The organism is Nocardia uniformis NBRC 13702 (assembly GCF_001613345.1).
Lineage (GTDB): Bacteria > Actinomycetota > Actinomycetes > Mycobacteriales > Mycobacteriaceae > Nocardia > Nocardia uniformis.
On record NZ_BDCE01000118.1, the window covers coordinates 23252 to 38881 of the forward strand.

Annotated in this window: 10 protein-coding genes; 6 read left to right on the plus strand and 4 right to left on the minus strand. The window is 66.4% G+C overall.

Annotation, left to right across the window (positions count from 1 at the left end):
• The first annotated feature begins 440 nt into the window (after positions 1–440).
• Positions 441–893 carry a universal stress protein gene (locus NU1_RS38380; RefSeq protein ID WP_067529182.1) on the plus strand — a complete coding sequence of 151 codons (453 nt, stop codon included), beginning with the start codon at positions 441–443 and terminating at the stop codon, positions 891–893.
• 621 nt (positions 894–1514) lie between these two features.
• On the opposite strand, the gene NU1_RS38385 is transcribed toward NU1_RS38380, so the two are convergent.
• The 3 genes from NU1_RS38385 to NU1_RS38395 form a co-directional block, all read right to left on the minus strand.
• Positions 1515–3791 (minus strand): HelD family protein, encoded by a 2277-nt coding sequence (locus NU1_RS38385; protein ID WP_067529183.1) that lies wholly within the window; start codon positions 3789–3791, stop codon positions 1515–1517.
• A gap of 85 nt (positions 3792–3876) precedes the next feature.
• A complete protein-coding gene (locus NU1_RS38390; protein WP_067529184.1) occupies positions 3877–4221 on the minus strand; it encodes an antibiotic biosynthesis monooxygenase family protein in 345 nt (114 codons plus the stop codon).
• Between the two features lie 9 nt (positions 4222–4230).
• Positions 4231–5571, minus strand: a complete 1341-nt coding sequence (locus NU1_RS38395; protein WP_307645826.1) for a sensor domain-containing diguanylate cyclase — start codon at positions 5569–5571, stop codon at positions 4231–4233.
• A 192-nt stretch (positions 5572–5763) separates the two neighbouring features.
• On the opposite strand from NU1_RS38395, the gene NU1_RS38400 reads away from it, so the two are divergent.
• The gene (locus NU1_RS38400) at positions 5764–6954 is read left to right on the plus strand and encodes a beta-ketoacyl synthase N-terminal-like domain-containing protein (protein ID WP_245720506.1); all 1191 of its coding nucleotides are present in this window, start codon (positions 5764–5766) and stop codon (positions 6952–6954) included.
• A 118-nt stretch (positions 6955–7072) separates the two neighbouring features.
• Here NU1_RS38400 and NU1_RS38405 read toward each other — a convergent pair whose 3' ends face one another.
• Positions 7073–8803, minus strand: coding sequence for a GAF domain-containing sensor histidine kinase (locus NU1_RS38405; RefSeq protein ID WP_067529187.1), 1731 nt, complete (start codon positions 8801–8803; stop codon positions 7073–7075).
• A 202-nt stretch (positions 8804–9005) separates the two neighbouring features.
• Here NU1_RS38405 and NU1_RS38410 point away from each other — a divergent pair, with 202 nt between their 5' ends.
• The 4 genes from NU1_RS38410 (at position 9006) to NU1_RS38425 (ending at position 15372) form a co-directional block, all read left to right on the plus strand.
• Complete coding sequence (locus NU1_RS38410) at positions 9006–9812, plus strand: sigma 54 modulation/S30EA ribosomal C-terminal domain-containing protein (RefSeq protein WP_067529189.1); 807 nt, start codon at positions 9006–9008, stop codon at positions 9810–9812.
• A gap of 148 nt (positions 9813–9960) precedes the next feature.
• Positions 9961–13068 carry an excinuclease ABC subunit UvrA gene (uvrA, locus tag NU1_RS38415; protein WP_067529191.1) on the plus strand — a complete coding sequence of 1036 codons (3108 nt, stop codon included), beginning with the start codon at positions 9961–9963 and terminating at the stop codon, positions 13066–13068.
• A 145-nt stretch (positions 13069–13213) separates the two neighbouring features.
• Positions 13214–13414 (plus strand): hypothetical protein, encoded by a 201-nt coding sequence (locus NU1_RS38420; protein WP_067529193.1) that lies wholly within the window; start codon positions 13214–13216, stop codon positions 13412–13414.
• A 491-nt stretch (positions 13415–13905) separates the two neighbouring features.
• Complete coding sequence (locus NU1_RS38425) at positions 13906–15372, plus strand: HNH endonuclease signature motif containing protein (protein ID WP_067529195.1); 1467 nt, start codon at positions 13906–13908, stop codon at positions 15370–15372.
• The last annotated feature ends 258 nt before the right edge of the window (positions 15373–15630 follow it).

A 15630-nucleotide genomic window follows, 5' to 3' on the forward strand; every position in this document is an offset into this window, starting at 1 on the left:
GCGCGTTAGTATTGCGCCGCAATACTTGCGTTCAGAGGGAGAAAACGTATGGATCTCATCGGCTGGCTGCTGGGCCTGTTCTGGGCTGATCATCGCCCGTGGCCCTGATTCAGGGACCGATTTCCGGCCCGCCCGTGGCGGCACCACCGCCGCGGGCGGGCCGGGGCATTTTATGACCTCTACCAGCATTGTGATGAATCTCCCACGCGCGCAATAGACTTCGGATATACGCGAAATCGCGCGGGCCGATACGGCTTGCGCTGGTAGTCAGGGCCATCTCGGCGCAATCACGGAGAATGTGTGCTCGATGCCCCGCGGCGCGCGAGTGTGATGTGTTGCGATATCGAAAATTTCCGCCTGCTATGCCGCTATTGTCAGGCGCAAGTTGCCGTGACGCCCTGTATCGGTGTCCGGCACCCGACTCACTGTTGGAGGAGATAATGACCGCCTACCGGAGCATTGTCGTCGGTACCGATGGCTCGAACTCGTCGTACGTCGCCGTCGAGCGGGCCGCCGCGCTGGCCGGTGCCGCGGGCGCGACGCTCTACATCGCGTGCGCCTACTACCCGACCGATGACCGCGATGTGGCCGCCGCCGCCGATGTGCTCAAGGACGAGGCCTACCAGGTGCGGGGTTCCGCGCCGACCAGCGAAATCCTGCGCATCGCCCGCGAGAAGGCCACCGCCGCGGGAGCCACGAACATTGTGGAGAAGTCCGTCGTCGGCGAGCCCGTGGAATCACTGCTGACCCTGGTCAAGGAGGTGGAGGCCGATCTGCTCGTGGTCGGAAACCGCGGCCTCAACACTATTACCGGCCGCCTGCTCGGCTCGGTCCCGTCGGACGTGGCCCGCAAGTCCCACACCGACGTGCTGATCGTGCACACCGTGCGCTGAAGCAACTCATAACCCGAAGCGGCCGTGCCCAGTTGGGCACGGCCGCTTCGTTATCGGGGTGCCCCTAGGACGGTCGTCAAGCGGAGAGGTTGCGGCGATTTGGGGGCGTAGTGGTGTGGAACTCTGCTGGTTATGGCGGAATTGGTCGAGTATCCAGAGCTGCCGGTTTCGTGGTGGGACCTGCGAGGCCGTGATGGGTACGTCAGCGCTCGGCTCTCGAGTGTGAACTGGTTGCCGAGCTTTCGCCCGAACATCCGCTGGTGGATATCAGGGAGAGGCGGTTGCCCGGGCGCAGGCGTCCGATGATGTGCTGCTTTTGTTGGAGGATGGTCGCTGGGCGATAGTCCATCTGACGTGGCGTGGTGCTCCGGAGTCACCCCCGTGGCCAGTGAACAGGATCTATGACAGCGTGGATGCGCTGCAGGCAGCCCTGGTCGCCGATTGAGCTGTCATTCGGGCGTGCGCCCCTCCTGTCATTCCGGCGTGCACCCTCCCGTCATTCCGGCGTGCTTTTGGCCGGAATCCACCACGCTCAGGCACTGCAACGACGGGGTGTGGATCCCGGCCAAAAGCATGCCGGGATGACGAGTGCTCGGGTTCGCCGGGCTGGCGGGTGTCCGGTCACGCCAAGCGGCTCAAGACCTCGGGTAGGTCGCCGGTGTGCACCACCGCGAGCCGCTGCGTGGCACGCGTGAGCGCCACGTACAGGTCGTTCAACCCGCGCGGCGACTCGTCCAGGATGTCGCTGGGATCGACCAGGATGACCGCGTCGAATTCCAGGCCCTTCACATCGTGCACGGTGAGCACCCGCACCGAATCACCGTCGAGCCCGGCCAGTTTCGGGACCACCTCGTGCGACACGATGACCGCGGTGGTGCCGGGACGTTCGGCCTCGGCCGCGACCAGGCGTTCCACCTCGGCGCGCAATCCCGCGGCATCCACACGGTGCGCGGTGGGCGCGAAACCGGAGTCGCGGACCGAGCGGGGGACGGTGGCGTCCGGGTCGATTTCGGCGAGCACGTCGGCGGCCACCGCCATGATCTCGGCGGGGGTGCGGTAGTTGACCGTCAACTCGGTGAGCTTCCACCGTTTTGCCACATACGGTTCGAGGACCTGCTGCCACGACGCCGCACCCGCCGGGTCGCCGGTCTGCGCGACATCGCCGACGGCGGTGATCCACCGGTTCGGAATCCGCCGCATCACCATGCGCCACGCCATCTCCGACAGCTCCTGCGCCTCGTCGACAATGACGTGTCCGTAGGTCCAGGTGCGATCCCCGGCGGCGCGTTCGGCGGTGGTCTGCCGGGTGCCGACGCGCTGGCGTTCGGCCAGCTGGCTGGCGTCGATGAGGTCGTAGGCCATCAGGATTTCCGGATCCAGCTCATCCTCGAGGTCCTGCGGCGCGGAGCCGGTGAGGATATCGAGGGCGTCCTGTGCCTCGGCCAGCTGCGCCCGGTAGCGGCGGCGGGACCGTTCCCGCTCCTCGGTGTCGTCGACGCCGAGCAGTTCGGCCAGCTCGTCGAGAAGTGGCGCGTCGGCGGGGCTGAATTCGCCACTGTCGCTACGCCGCAACTCGGCTCGGTCGGCCTCGGAGAGCTGCCCGGCGGCATTGTCGAGCCGCCGCGTATCGGCCCACAGGCCGCCCAGCACCTCCTGCGGCGTGAGAATGGGCCACAGCTGTGCGATGGCGCGCTGAATCTCCGCATCCGCGCGCATCTCATCGCGAATCTCGGTGAGATCGGTCTGCGACAACAGGTTTCGCCCACCGAGCGGATTGGTGCCGATGATCTGGGCCAGCTGTTCGGTGAGCTGATCCACCACCGACGCCGCGAAGACCGGCCGCGCCAGGTTGTGCGCCCGCCGCGACGACCGCGCCCGCCCGCGCGCCTTGGTGACGGTCTTGCGATCGAGCAGCAGATCGTGCCCGTCGAAATGCAGCCGGATCGGTTCGCGCGGCACCTCCTGCCAGTCGCGCACCGCCTTCTTCAGCACCTCGAGCATGTCGAGGGACCCCTTGAGCTCACCGGCCCGCAGCGAATCCTCCAGTGTCGCTTGGACTCCCGGATACAGATTGCCGATGGTGGACAGCAGCACCCCGGTCTCGCCCAGTGACGGCAGCACCTGCCCGATGTAGTCGAGGAAGGTGGAGTTCGGCCCGATAATGAGCACGCCCGCCTTATCGAGCTGCTGCCGGTAGGTGTAGAGCAGATAGGCCGCGCGATGCAGTGCCACGGCGGTCTTACCGGTACCCGGCCCGCCCTGCACCACCAGCACGCTCTTGTGTTCGGAGCGAATGATGGCGTCCTGCTCGCCCTGGATGGTTTCGACAATGTCGTTCATATGCCCGGTGCGGGCGGCATTGAGCGCGGCCAGCAGCGCACTCTCACTGCCCACCCCGCCATCACTGTCGATGGCTCCGGCGCGCTGGGCGGCCTCGAGGTCGAGGAACTCGTCATTGACCGAGGTGACGGTGCGATTGCGGGTGCGAATATGTCGTCGCCGGGTCACCCCGTCCGGTGCGGCGGTGGTGGCCAGATAGAACGGCCGCGCCATCGGTGCGCGCCAGTCCAGCAGCAGCGTCTCGTAGTCGGATTCCTCATCGAGAATGCCGATACGTCCGATGTAGCGGTTCTCGCTGTCGCCGTTCTGGGCCAGATCGATGCGCCCGAAGCACAGACCGTGTTCGGCGGCATCGTATTTGGCGAGGTCCTCGCTGTAGAGCTGGGTGAACGACTCGCGTTCACTACGCGCCTGCGGGGTGCCGCCGCCCTCCAGCAATACCGTTTTGAGGCGGCGTTGCGCGTACTGGCGCATCCCGTCGAGCCGCTCGTACAGCAGCGTCAGGTGTTGCTGTTCGCTCTCCAACTCCGTCGCGCGGGCGGGGTCGGTCGGCGGCACAGGACGCTCCTCGGTGAGGTCGGGCAAAACGGAACTCCTTGTCACCGCGCGGATACGCGCAGGATTGAGAACAGAGCAGTCGATTCTAGTTCGCGTTCCCGGAATGCGCCGTATCCGCAGGTGACTCGCCGGTCACGGCTTCGACCACGGGCTCGAAATGCTCGACCACCGGGAACGGTTCATAGAAGTGGTGCAGCAGCCGCTGCCATTCCCGATATTCGGCCGAGCTCCGGAAACCCTCGGTGTGATCTTCCAGCCGCTCCCACCACACCAGCAGGAGGTAGGTGTCCGGCCGTTCCAGACAGCGGGTCAGCGATAGCGACCGGAAGCCGGGCATACCGGCGATGATGTGCCGCGCCGCGGCGAAGGCGGCTTCGAAGTCGGCGGAGCGGCCGGGGCGCACCGGCAGCAGGGCGTGCTCGAGGATCACGGTGATCTTTCAGGAGGCGTTGGAGCTGTTCGGCCGCCGGGACAGGGGCGCGTTATCGCGGTGCCCCGGCGGTTTCGCACGGTACATCGCCACATCGGCATCGTGCAGCACGGCTTCGGGGGAGCGGCCGTCACCCGGGTGCAGGGGAGTGATGCCGATGGACGCATCGACCTGAATGCGGTGCCCGCGCGCGATGATCGGTTCGGCCATGGCCTGGCGCAGCCGGGTCACCAGCGCGTCGAGGTCTTCGCCGAGCGTGCGGCCGGACAGCAGCACCAGGAATTCGTCGCCGCCGATGCGGCCCACGATATCGTCCTCGCGCAGCCCGCGTTGCAGCCGCTGCGCCACGATCTGCAGCACGGTATCGCCGATGGCGTGTCCGAGGGTGTCGTTGATGGCCTTGAAACCGTCCAGGTCGATGAACAGCACCGTGGAGACCGGCAGATCCTCGGTGGTCCCCAGGGCCGCCGCCAATCGCGACAGCACCAGCGCCCGATTGGCCAGTCCGGTCAGGGGATCGTGGGTCGCCTGATACTCCAATTGCCTACGACTGGCCCGGAATTCGGTGATATCGGTAAAGGATGAGACCGCCGAGGACTGCGGGTCGCCGGGATTGAGTAGGCGGCTCGAACCGGACAGCCAGCGCCGCTGCCCATCGGGCCGGTCCACCCCGAATACGTAGCCGACGACCGTCTCGCCGGAATTCAGGGTGCGGGCCACCGGATGGCGGGTGGGCGACATCGGCACCGCGTTGGCGTCGAGCAGGGTCATCGGCAGCAGATACAGCGGCGTGCCGATCATGTCCTCGCCCTCGACACCGAAGATGCGCAGCGCGGCCGGATTGATGGATTCGATGTACCCGCGCCGGTCGATCACCACCACGCCCTCCTCCAACTGCGCGACGACGGTGGAGAAGTGCTGTTCGGCGCGCCGCTGGGCGGCCTCGGCGGCCCGCTGGGCGCTGAGGTCGTGCACCACGACCTGGTAGGCGAGTTGGTTCTGCCAGGCGGTGAGCACCGAGACGGTCTCCACGTCCACCGTGCTGCCGTCACGGCGGACCAGGGTCATCTCGGCCGCCTCGGAGGCGTCACCGGTCTCGGTGAGCCGACGAATGCGCCGCAACATGCCGGGTACGGATTTGGGGTCGACGAACCGGGTGACCGGCTTGCCGACCAATTCTTCGGCGGAGGTGGCACCCAGCAGTCGTACGATGGCCGGATTCACGTATACGAGGATTCCGCCCTCATGAACGACCACCCCGTCGGGACTGTGCTCGACCAGGGTCCGGTAGCGCTGGGCCAGTTGTTCGGCATCGGTCGGGGGGTTTGCCCGATCGTTACCCACTTCCACCTGAAGTACCCCCTGATCATCGTCGACATATGTCGTTGGAGCACTGGATCATTGTCCCTGGTGCACGAATCTCTGTGGTGCCGGCGGGTAGCAGATCACACGCCGAACGGTATTGAATGAATCACAATCCAGCCCTGCATCGGTACATGATTGGTGATCATTACAGGCACCGGCTCTCGAAGGAGCGATGCTATGAGCAGCACCACGCCGACGTCCGCTGAGCGGCACCAAGATCATATGACTATTGCCGGGGTAGGCGCGGTCACCGGTTACGGCTGGGGCCGCGAGACCCTCTGGGAAGGTTTGCTGAGCGGTAAGCCCGCCGCCCGGCTGTATCCAGGGTACGGGCCGAATCGCAATCGGCAGGGCTGGGTCGCGCGTGTCCCCGAGGGCGGCGATCCGGAACTCGGTTCCAGCCGTTTCGGGCGCGCTGTCGGGGAATCGGCGCGCGAGGCCATCGCCGACGCCCGGGCGCGCGGATGGCGACCGGGCCGCACCGTCGGCCTGTTGCACGCCATTGTGCTCGGTGACGTCTACGAGTGGCGCGACTTCTATGTCGTCGATGGCGCGCGCCGCCGCAATCGCGAATACCTGCGCCTGCTGCCGTCCACGCCGAACTCGGTTCTCATGCAGGAGTTCGGTTTCCACGGACCATCCATGAATGTGACGGCGGCGTGCAGCTCCAGCAATGTCGCACTGATCACCGCGAAGATGTGGCTCGACGGCGGATTCGCCGATGATGTGGTGGTGGTGGCCACCGACCTGTCGGCCACGCCGGACATGGTGGAGCCGTTCGTGCAGCTGGGCGCGGCGGTCGATGACGATGAACCGCTGCAGGCGTGTCGGCCCTTCCAGGAGGGCAGTCGCGGCTTCGGTTTCGGGGAGGCCTCGGTCGCCTTCGTCTGCACCCGCGATGTCGATCGGCCGTACGCGGCAGTGCTGGGCGGCGCCATGTCCAATGACGCCTACCACGTGCTGTCGGTGGAGCCGTCGCACGAGCAGATCTTCCAGTGCGTCCAGAGCGCGCTCGACCATGCCGGGGTGCGGCCGGAGCAGGTGAACTACTTCAATTCCCACGGTTCCGGCACCAAACAGTGCGATGACGCCGAAACCGCCGTCCTGGGCCGGATATTCGATGACCGGCCGTGGGTCACCGCCCTGAAACCCCTCGCTGGGCACTGCCAGGCCGCCTCCGCCGGGGTCGAGGTGGCGGCCGCGGTCCTCGGCTACGACCGCGGCATTGTCGCGGCGGCACCGATCGTCGCGACCCCGCACGCGCGCCTGCTGGACGGACCCACGCCGCTGAGTGGAGGACTCACGCTCAAGACGGCGCTCGGCATGGGCGGACACAACTCGGCGATCGTGCTCGGACCCGTCGGCTGAGAGCGGTCGATTCCGGCCACAAGCACGCCGGAATGATGAAGGCACGTCCTGCTCCGACCCGTTGTCCAGGCGTGCCTTCCCGTCATACCGGCATGTAGTCGGCCGGGATCCACATCGCTCAGTGCAGCGGCACCGACCAGTGCAGCTTCGTTCCTGTTTCACAGCCCTCCGGATCGCGTCGCGGGTAAACCGCCAATCGACCGCCGGACTCCTCGGCGCGATGCGCGAGATTGGTGAGCCCGCTCGGCGTTATGCCATCGGGAATCCCGCGGCCGTTATCGGCCACCACGATGGTCAGATCGTCGGCCACCCCGATATCGATGGTGATGGTGTCACCCCCCGAATGTCGTACCGCATTGCTCACCGCTTCGCGCACAACGGCTTCCGCGTGGTCGGCGAGGCCGGGTTCCACCACCGACAGCGGCCCGGTGATGTGCATCATGGCGCGAATGGGGGTGTCGGCGGTGTGCTGTTTGACGGCGCGTTCGATGCGCTGGCGTAGTCGGGTGCTGTGCCCGTCGCCGCCGTGCAGATCGAAGATGGAGGTGCGGATCTCCTCCACCACATCCTGGAGATCGTTGATGGCATCGGAGAGTCGTTGCCGCACCGCGGCGACCTGTGCCTGCGGGACGGTGCCCTGCAGTGACAGCCCGATGGCGAACAGCCGCTGGATGACGTGATCGTGGAGATCGCGGGCGATACGATCGCGGTCGGTGAGGATATCGAGTTCGCGCATGCGCCGCTGCGCCACCGCGAGTCGCATGGCGAGCGCGGCCTGATCGGTGAAGGCGGCGATGAGCTCCACCACTTCATCGGAGTACGGCGCGGATTCGGCGGCGCGCAGCGTAACCAGTACGCCCAGTGTGGAATCCGGCGTATGCAGCGGCAGTACCAGCGCGGGTCCCACCTCGGTGACCGGTGTCCCGAGATCGGTGTGCCGGGCGTCGTCGAAGCGCAGCGGCGTGCGGGTGCTCAGCACCTCGCCGATGGCGGTCCCGGTGGTGCGCAAGGTGGGGCTGCCGAATCCCACTCCCGGTCCGGCCCACTGCGCCATCACGAGTTCGGTCTCCTCATCCGGTGACGCGTCCGGATCGGCGACGATGGCGAGCACCGCGCGATGGGACCCCGTCAGCTCCCGCGCGTGTTCGACCACCTGCGCCAGGACCTGGCGGGGTTCGGTACCGGCCAGGAATTCGGTGGCGATATCGCGGGTGGCCTCGATCCAGGCCTGCCGGGTGCGGGCGGATTCGTAGAGCCGGGCATTGTCGACGGCGATACCGGCCGCCGCGGCGAGGGCCTGCAACAGCACCTCGTCATCCTCGGTGAACGGGTGGCCATTGGATTTCTCGGTGAGATAGAGATTTCCGAAGACCTCGCCGCGAATGCGCACCGGCACCCCGAGGAAGGTGCGCATCGGCGGATGGTGCGGTGGGAAGCCGACCGAGGCCGGGTGGCGGCCGAGATCGTCCAGGCGCAGCGTTTCGGGTTGGTGCAGTAGGAGGCCGAGTACGCCGTGTCCCTCGGGGAGGTCACCGATGCGCAGGCGGGTCTGTTCGTCGATGCCGTGATGGATGAACTGGGTCAGCTGCTGGTCGTGCCCGCGTACGCCGAGCGCGCCGTAGCGGGCGTCGACGAGGAGGGTTGCCGCGGCCACGATGGTGCGCAGGGTGTCATCGAGATCGAGTCCGGCGGTCACCGCGAGCATGGCCTCGACCAGGCCATCGATGCGGTCGCGGGCGTCGATAATCTGCTCTACCCGGTCCTTGACTTCGGTGAGAAGTTCCCGTAATCGCAACTGCGACAAAGTATCTCGAACCGAATAGGGACCGGTGCGGGAATCATCCGGCATGGGCCGCCCCTCTGTCGCCGCGCACTCGGTACCGAGGACAGTACGCCGGGGTCGTGGGTCCTTCCGGGCGTTCGCCACGGTTTTGCAGGAAATTTTTACCGAAATATGACCGAGTGGGGACTTTGGACTCTGTGCCCCCGGTCGGGCCGCGTGTTGCCATTAGGTCGGTTGCCGGGTCGAGAGCATAAGGAAGGGGTCGGCGATGAGCGCGTTCGATGTGTGGACGAGTGGAATCGATCCAGATTTCGTGGTTGCTACTCACGGACCCGCTCCGACCACCGAGGTCACCCGAGTGGTGCGTGGTCTGGGCCGGATCCTGCGCAGGCATGGCGTCGAAGGCGCGGTGCGGGCGCGGTTGGACTGGTCGGAATCGGATACGCCCACCCTGGTGCAGATCGCGATACGGCCGGTAGGTCGGTCATATCGCGTGCAAGTTGCCGGTCCCGGGCGGTTCGCGGTGACGTTCGCGCTGGAACGGCTCGATCTGCGACTCGGGTGCGCGCCGGAGGAGGCCTCGCGACCATGGCCCGATCCGGCGCGCCCCACCCTCGCCATGGTGAGTGCGCCGCGACCCATCGTGCGGCACAAGGACCGTCGCCTGCAGGTGACCTCCGCGGCGCAGGCCGCCCGCATTCTGGATGCCATGGACTACGACGCGCATCTGTTCACCGATGCCGACACCGGAACCGATGCGGTGGTGTGCTGGACCGGCCCGCTCGGCGTGCGCATCCTGCACCAGCACGATGTCTTCGTACCCATGCTCAGCGATGACGAAGCGGCCGCCCGGCTATGTGTGGGCGGGCTCTCGTACCTGTTCTTCACCCATCCCGAAACCCGGCGCGGCCAGCTGCTCTATCGACGCTTCGACGGCGATCTGGGACTGGTGCGCCAGGCGGCAGCGGATCGGTCCGGCGACCCCGGCGCGCAGTCGCGCATAATCGGTAGTGCCTGCCTGCGCCCCACCGTGCAGTTCTCCCGAGGCTCACGTTCGGTCTCCGCCCTGGATTGACCGTTCGCGGCTGGGCTCCGGACTCACGGAGCGGCGGCGGAAGTCACTGTGACCAGCGTTTCAGCGCGCTCAGCGAAACTTGTCGGTGGGCGCGCCTAGCATGGCGTCGGGGGTATGTCTTGATGCCGAAACGTTGGAAGGATGGCCGGTGGCGGATCGCCTGACGGTGCGTGGAGCACGCGAGCACAATCTCAAGGGGGTCGATCTCGACCTACCCCGGGACAGCCTCATCGTGTTCACCGGTTTGTCGGGATCCGGCAAGTCGTCGCTGGCGTTCGACACCATTTTCGCCGAGGGCCAGCGCCGCTACGTGGAATCGCTGTCGGCGTACGCCCGGCAATTCCTCGGCCAGATGGATAAACCGGATGTGGACTTCATCGAGGGTCTGTCCCCGGCGGTGTCCATCGACCAGAAGTCGACCAACCGCAATCCGCGCTCCACGGTCGGCACCATTACCGAGGTCTACGACTACCTGCGTCTGCTCTATGCCCGCGCCGGTACCGCGCACTGCCCGGTCTGCCGCGAGCACATTCAGAAGCAGACGCCGCAGCAGATCGTCGATCAGGTCCTGGCCATGGACGAGGGCATCAAATTCCAGGTGCTCGCACCGGTGGTGCGTACCCGCAAGGGCGAATTCGTGGACCTGTTCGAATCGCTCAATACCCAGGGCTACTCCCGGGTCCGGGTCGATGGCGTGGTGTACCCGCTCACCGATCCGCCCAAGCTGAAGAAGCAGGAGAAGCACGACGTCGAGGTGGTGGTGGATCGCCTGGCCGTGAAACCGACATCCAAACAGCGTCTGACCGATTCGATCGAGACGGCGCTGCGTCTGGCCGACGGCATCGTGGTGCTCGACTTCGTCGATCGCGACGAGCACGCGCACGACCGCGAGCGCCGGTTCTCCGAGAAACTCGCCTGCCCCAATGGCCACCCCCTCGATATCGAGGACCTGGAACCGCGTTCCTTCTCGTTCAACTCGCCCTACGGCGCGTGCCCGGACTGCACCGGCCTCGGTATCCGCAAGGAGGTGGACCCGGATCTGGTGGTGCCCGATCCGGAGTTGAGCCTCGAAGACGGTGCCATCGCACCGTGGTCGCGCGGGCAGACCGCCGAATACTTCAACCGGCTGCTGTCCGGCCTCGCCGAGGCGCTCGGTTTCTCCATGACGACCGCCTGGCAGGATCTGCCGCCCAAGGCTCGAAAGGCCGTGCTGGAGGGCAGTTCCGAGCAGGTGCACGTCTCCTACACGAACCGGTACGGCCGAAAGCGTTCCTACTACGCCGATTTCGAGGGTGTGATGCCGTTCCTGCAGCGGCGGATGGAGAACACCGAATCGGAGCAGATGAAGGAGCACTACGACGGGTACATGCGCGATGTCCCGTGCCCCGTCTGCGACGGCGCTCGGCTGCGCCCGGAAATCCTCGCCGTCACGCTGAAGTCGGGGGAGGAGCGCAGATCCATCGCTGAGGTCTCCGAGCTGTCCATCGGGGAGGCCGCGCGCTTCCTGAACGGATTGAGCCTCGATGCGCGACAGGCCGCCATTGCCGCGCAGGTGGTCAAGGAGGTCCAGGCGCGACTGGGATTCCTTCTCGATGTCGGTCTCGAATACCTGTCGATGTCGCGGGCGGCGGCCACCCTCTCCGGTGGTGAGGCGCAGCGCATTCGCCTGGCGACACAGATCGGCTCCGGTCTGGTCGGCGTGCTCTATGTCCTGGACGAACCGTCCATCGGTCTGCATCAGCGCGATAACCGCCGACTCATCGAAACCCTCACGCGGCTGCGCAATCTCGGCAATACGCTGATTGTGGTCGAGCACGACGAGGACACCATTCACTCCTCGGACTGGGTGGTCGATATCGGCCCCCTCGCAGGTGAACACGGTGGCCAGGTGGTGTACTCCGGTCCCTACCCCGGCCTGCTCGAGGACCCGAATTCGCTGACCGGCGCGTACCTCGCCGGGCGTGAACGCATCGAGGTGCCGCTGATCCGGCGGCCGATCGATAAGAAGAAGCAGCTCACCGTGGTCGGGGCCACCGAGCACAATCTCCAGAACATCGACGTGAATTTCCCACTGGGCGTACTGACTTCGATTACCGGCGTCTCCGGTTCCGGAAAGTCCACCCTGGTCAACGATATTCTCGCGACCGTCCTGGCGAATAAGCTCAATGGTGCCCGTCAGGTGCCCGGCCGTCACCAGCGCGTCACCGGACTCGACCATCTCGACAAGCTGGTGCAGGTCGACCAGTCACCGATCGGCCGCACCCCGCGCTCGAACCCCGCCACCTACACCGGCGTCTTCGATAAGATCCGCACCCTCTTCGCCGCCACCACCGAGGCGAAGGTGCGTGGCTATCAGCCCGGCCGCTTCTCCTTCAATGTGAAGGGCGGCCGCTGCGAGGCATGCTCGGGTGACGGCACCCTGAAGATCGAAATGAACTTCCTGCCCGATGTATACGTCCCGTGCGAGGTCTGCCACGGCGCCCGCTACAACCGGGAAACCCTGGAGGTGCACTACAAGGGCAAGACCATTGCCGAGGTGCTCGATATGCCCATCGACGAGGCGGCGGAATTCTTCGAACCGGTGACCTCCATCCACCGCTTCCTCAAAACCCTGGTCGATGTCGGCCTCGGCTACGTCCGCCTCGGCCAATCCGCGCCCACGCTGTCCGGCGGCGAGGCTCAGCGCGTCAAGCTGTCGGCGGAGTTGCAGAAGCGCTCCACCGGCCGCACCGTCTACATCCTCGACGAACCCACCACCGGCCTGCACTTCGAAGACATCCGCAAACTGCTGATAGTCATCAACGGCCTGGTGGACAAGGGCAATACCGTCATCGTCATCGAACACAACCTCGATGTCATCAAGACCTCCGACTGGGTCATCGATATGGGTCCCGAAGGTGGCTCGGGCGGCGGCACGGTAGTAGCCACCGGCACCCCGGAAGATATTGCGGCGGTACCGAACAGCTACACCGGGCAGTTCCTCCGCGAGGTTCTCGCCGCCGGTGCGACGGTGGTCTCGAAGGATGCCGCCGGATCCAACGGTGCAGGCTCGAAGAAGTCGACGGCAGCCAAGTCGACTGCGGCCAAGTCGAAGTCGGCCGCCGCCGAAGCGCCTGCGGCCAAGAAGTCGACCGCCAAGAAGGCGGCGGCGAAATCCGCCACCGCGAAATCCACCACTGCCGAGGCGACCCCGGAGCAGCAGGCCGCAACGAAGAAGGCGGCGGCCGCCCGCCGCAAAGCAGCCGCCCTGCGCTGAGTCTCCAGCAACCAGATTCTCGGAAACCCCAGCGGCTCGGACCTTTTCGGTTCCGGGCCGCTGAGGTATCTCCGTTGCTGCACGGCTCCGGAGACTGGAGCAACACCGGTTCCATCCGGTGGATGCAATCGGATCAAGAAATACGGTGATCCGAGCGTCTCTGATCAGCTTGGTGCAGCGGGTGCTGCCCGCGGACCAGGACCTGCGTCACCAGGTGATGGCGTATTTCGACTGGGGTACCGCCATCGCCCTCGACGTCTCCCAGAGTCCGGTAGGCGCCGACCTGGGCACCCCCGGCCCGACCCCACGCTGGGGCCGGCAGGGCCTGATCAAGCACCAGATCTGACCCGATAAGCCTCAGGGTATACCCGGAATTTTCCCCGATATCACTGCTGACCTGGTGTTTCTCCATCCTCGGACTGAGTCGGTGGGCTGCGCGGGGCACCGGGCCGGTCCGTGTGTGCGTGTCCCTCCGGACGCTGACCGGCACGCCGGGGCGGCCGTGTCGAGGAGGGAACCTCACGTCGCGGGGGCGCGAGGCGTACCGGGGCGAAACTCGAAAATCACTGAACACTAAGGAATTTGAGGAGCCGGTCTACACCGATGTGGAATGGGTGTCGGCCTACGCGGGATCCGACCGCAACGCAGGGGAGTAGAGCTTGAACCCCTGAGGTCGCTCCTCCGGCATTCCAGCGTGGCCAGTTGGTTGTGGTCACCTTTTCGGGCGGGACGGGGCGGGGTGGAATCGGTCGCATGATCAGTTGCGACACGCGAAAACGCTGGTGAGAGAGCATTTTTCGCTAGCGTGTCGCTGCTCGGGTGCGATAGAATTCGAACATGCATTCGACACCTGCCCCGATCGCCGACCCGGTGATGGACGCGGCGCTGTCGATGCTCGAGGCGGGACTGGCGCAGTTGCGGTCGGCGCGGAGCGAGGTGTTGTCCAATCCGGAGCGGTTGGCGGTGCTGCAACGTCTCGAAACCGTGGCGCGTGCCCTGCCGGGGGTCGGATTGCAGGTGGTGGCGCAGCTGCACGAGCAGTGGGGCAGTACCGATTTCGGGACCAACAACCTCATCGACACGCTCGCCGATGGGCTGCGGATCAGCCCCGCCGAGGCGCGGGCACGCTGGCGGGCCGCCGACGACCTGGCGTGGCACACCGCCCACACGGGACAGGTCCTCGAGCCGCCGCTGCCCGCGACCGCCGCCGCCCAATGCGAGGGGGTGATCGGTGCGGCGCACGTGAAGGTGATTCGCGAAGCGCTGCACCATCTCCCGGCGACCGTGGACGCGGGCACCACAGCGCAGGCCGAGGCCGAACTCGCCCGCCACGCGCGCATGCTGCGCCCGGATCAGTTACGCAAGGCCGCCGACCGGCTCGAGGCGCTGCTCAATCCGGATGGCAACTTCTCCGACCTCGACCGGGCACGGCGGCGGTCGTTGCGGGTCGGTCGGCAGGGACCGGATCTGATGAGCGTGTGCACGCTGGTCGCCGATCCGGAGTTGCGGGCGTATCTGGAGGCGACGCTGGCCAAGGGCGCCAAGCCCGGTGTCGGCAATCCCGAGGACGCCACCCCGTGTTTGGACGACGACCCCGACGCCGAAGTGGTGCAACGGGATCGGCGCACCCCCGAACAGCGACAGCACGACGCGCTCAAGGCCGTCCTGCGCGACACTCTCGCCTCCGGGCGACTCGGCCAGCACCGGGGATTGCCGGTGACGGTGATCGTGTCGACCACCCTGACCGAACTCGAAGCCGCGGGCCGGGAAGCGGTCGCGGAGAGCACCGATGCGGATGCGCCGCTCGCGAGTGGGATTCCGGTCGTCACCGGTGGGGGCAGCCTGCTGCCGATGCGGGACCTGCTGCGGCTGGCCGCGCACGCACGGCACTACCTGGCGGTATTCGACAACGACAGCGGGCGGCCGCTCTACCTGGGGCGGTCGAAACGACTCGGGACGGTCGATCAGCGGATCGTGTTGCACGCCCGCGATATCGGATGCACCTTCCCCGGCTGCGGGAAACCCGGATACTTATGTCAAGCCCACCACCGCACCGAGTGGTTCACCGGTGGGCGCACCGACGCCGACCAGCTGACCTTGGTGTGCGAGACCCACCACCAGCTCGCCGGGATCACCGACACCGACTGGTCGGCCGGTGTCGCGCCACCGGGGCATCGTAGAGCGGGTCGGACGCAATGGATTCCGCCTGGGCAGTACGACCGCCGACGCAGACCTCGGATGAATCACTTCCATCACCCGGGCGAATATCTCACGCCCGACGCGGCGGCGGACACCCCTACCTGACCTACCTGACCGTGCTGCCCCGCCACTGCTACCGTGGCGGGGCAGCATCCTCATGTCCGGCGAGCTTCCCACCGATCTATCGATGCCTTTCCCCTCAAACCCATCACTGCGGTCCGTGATTTGGCCGGACCAACCAGAGTTGGTTCCGCAATCGAGCGGCTGTATTGCGCGCCTCCCCCGTCCGCATCCGAATAATTGGACGTGGCCCGTGCCATCGCGTTGCGGCAGGGTCACGGCGACTCGGCCCCGCCAACAGGC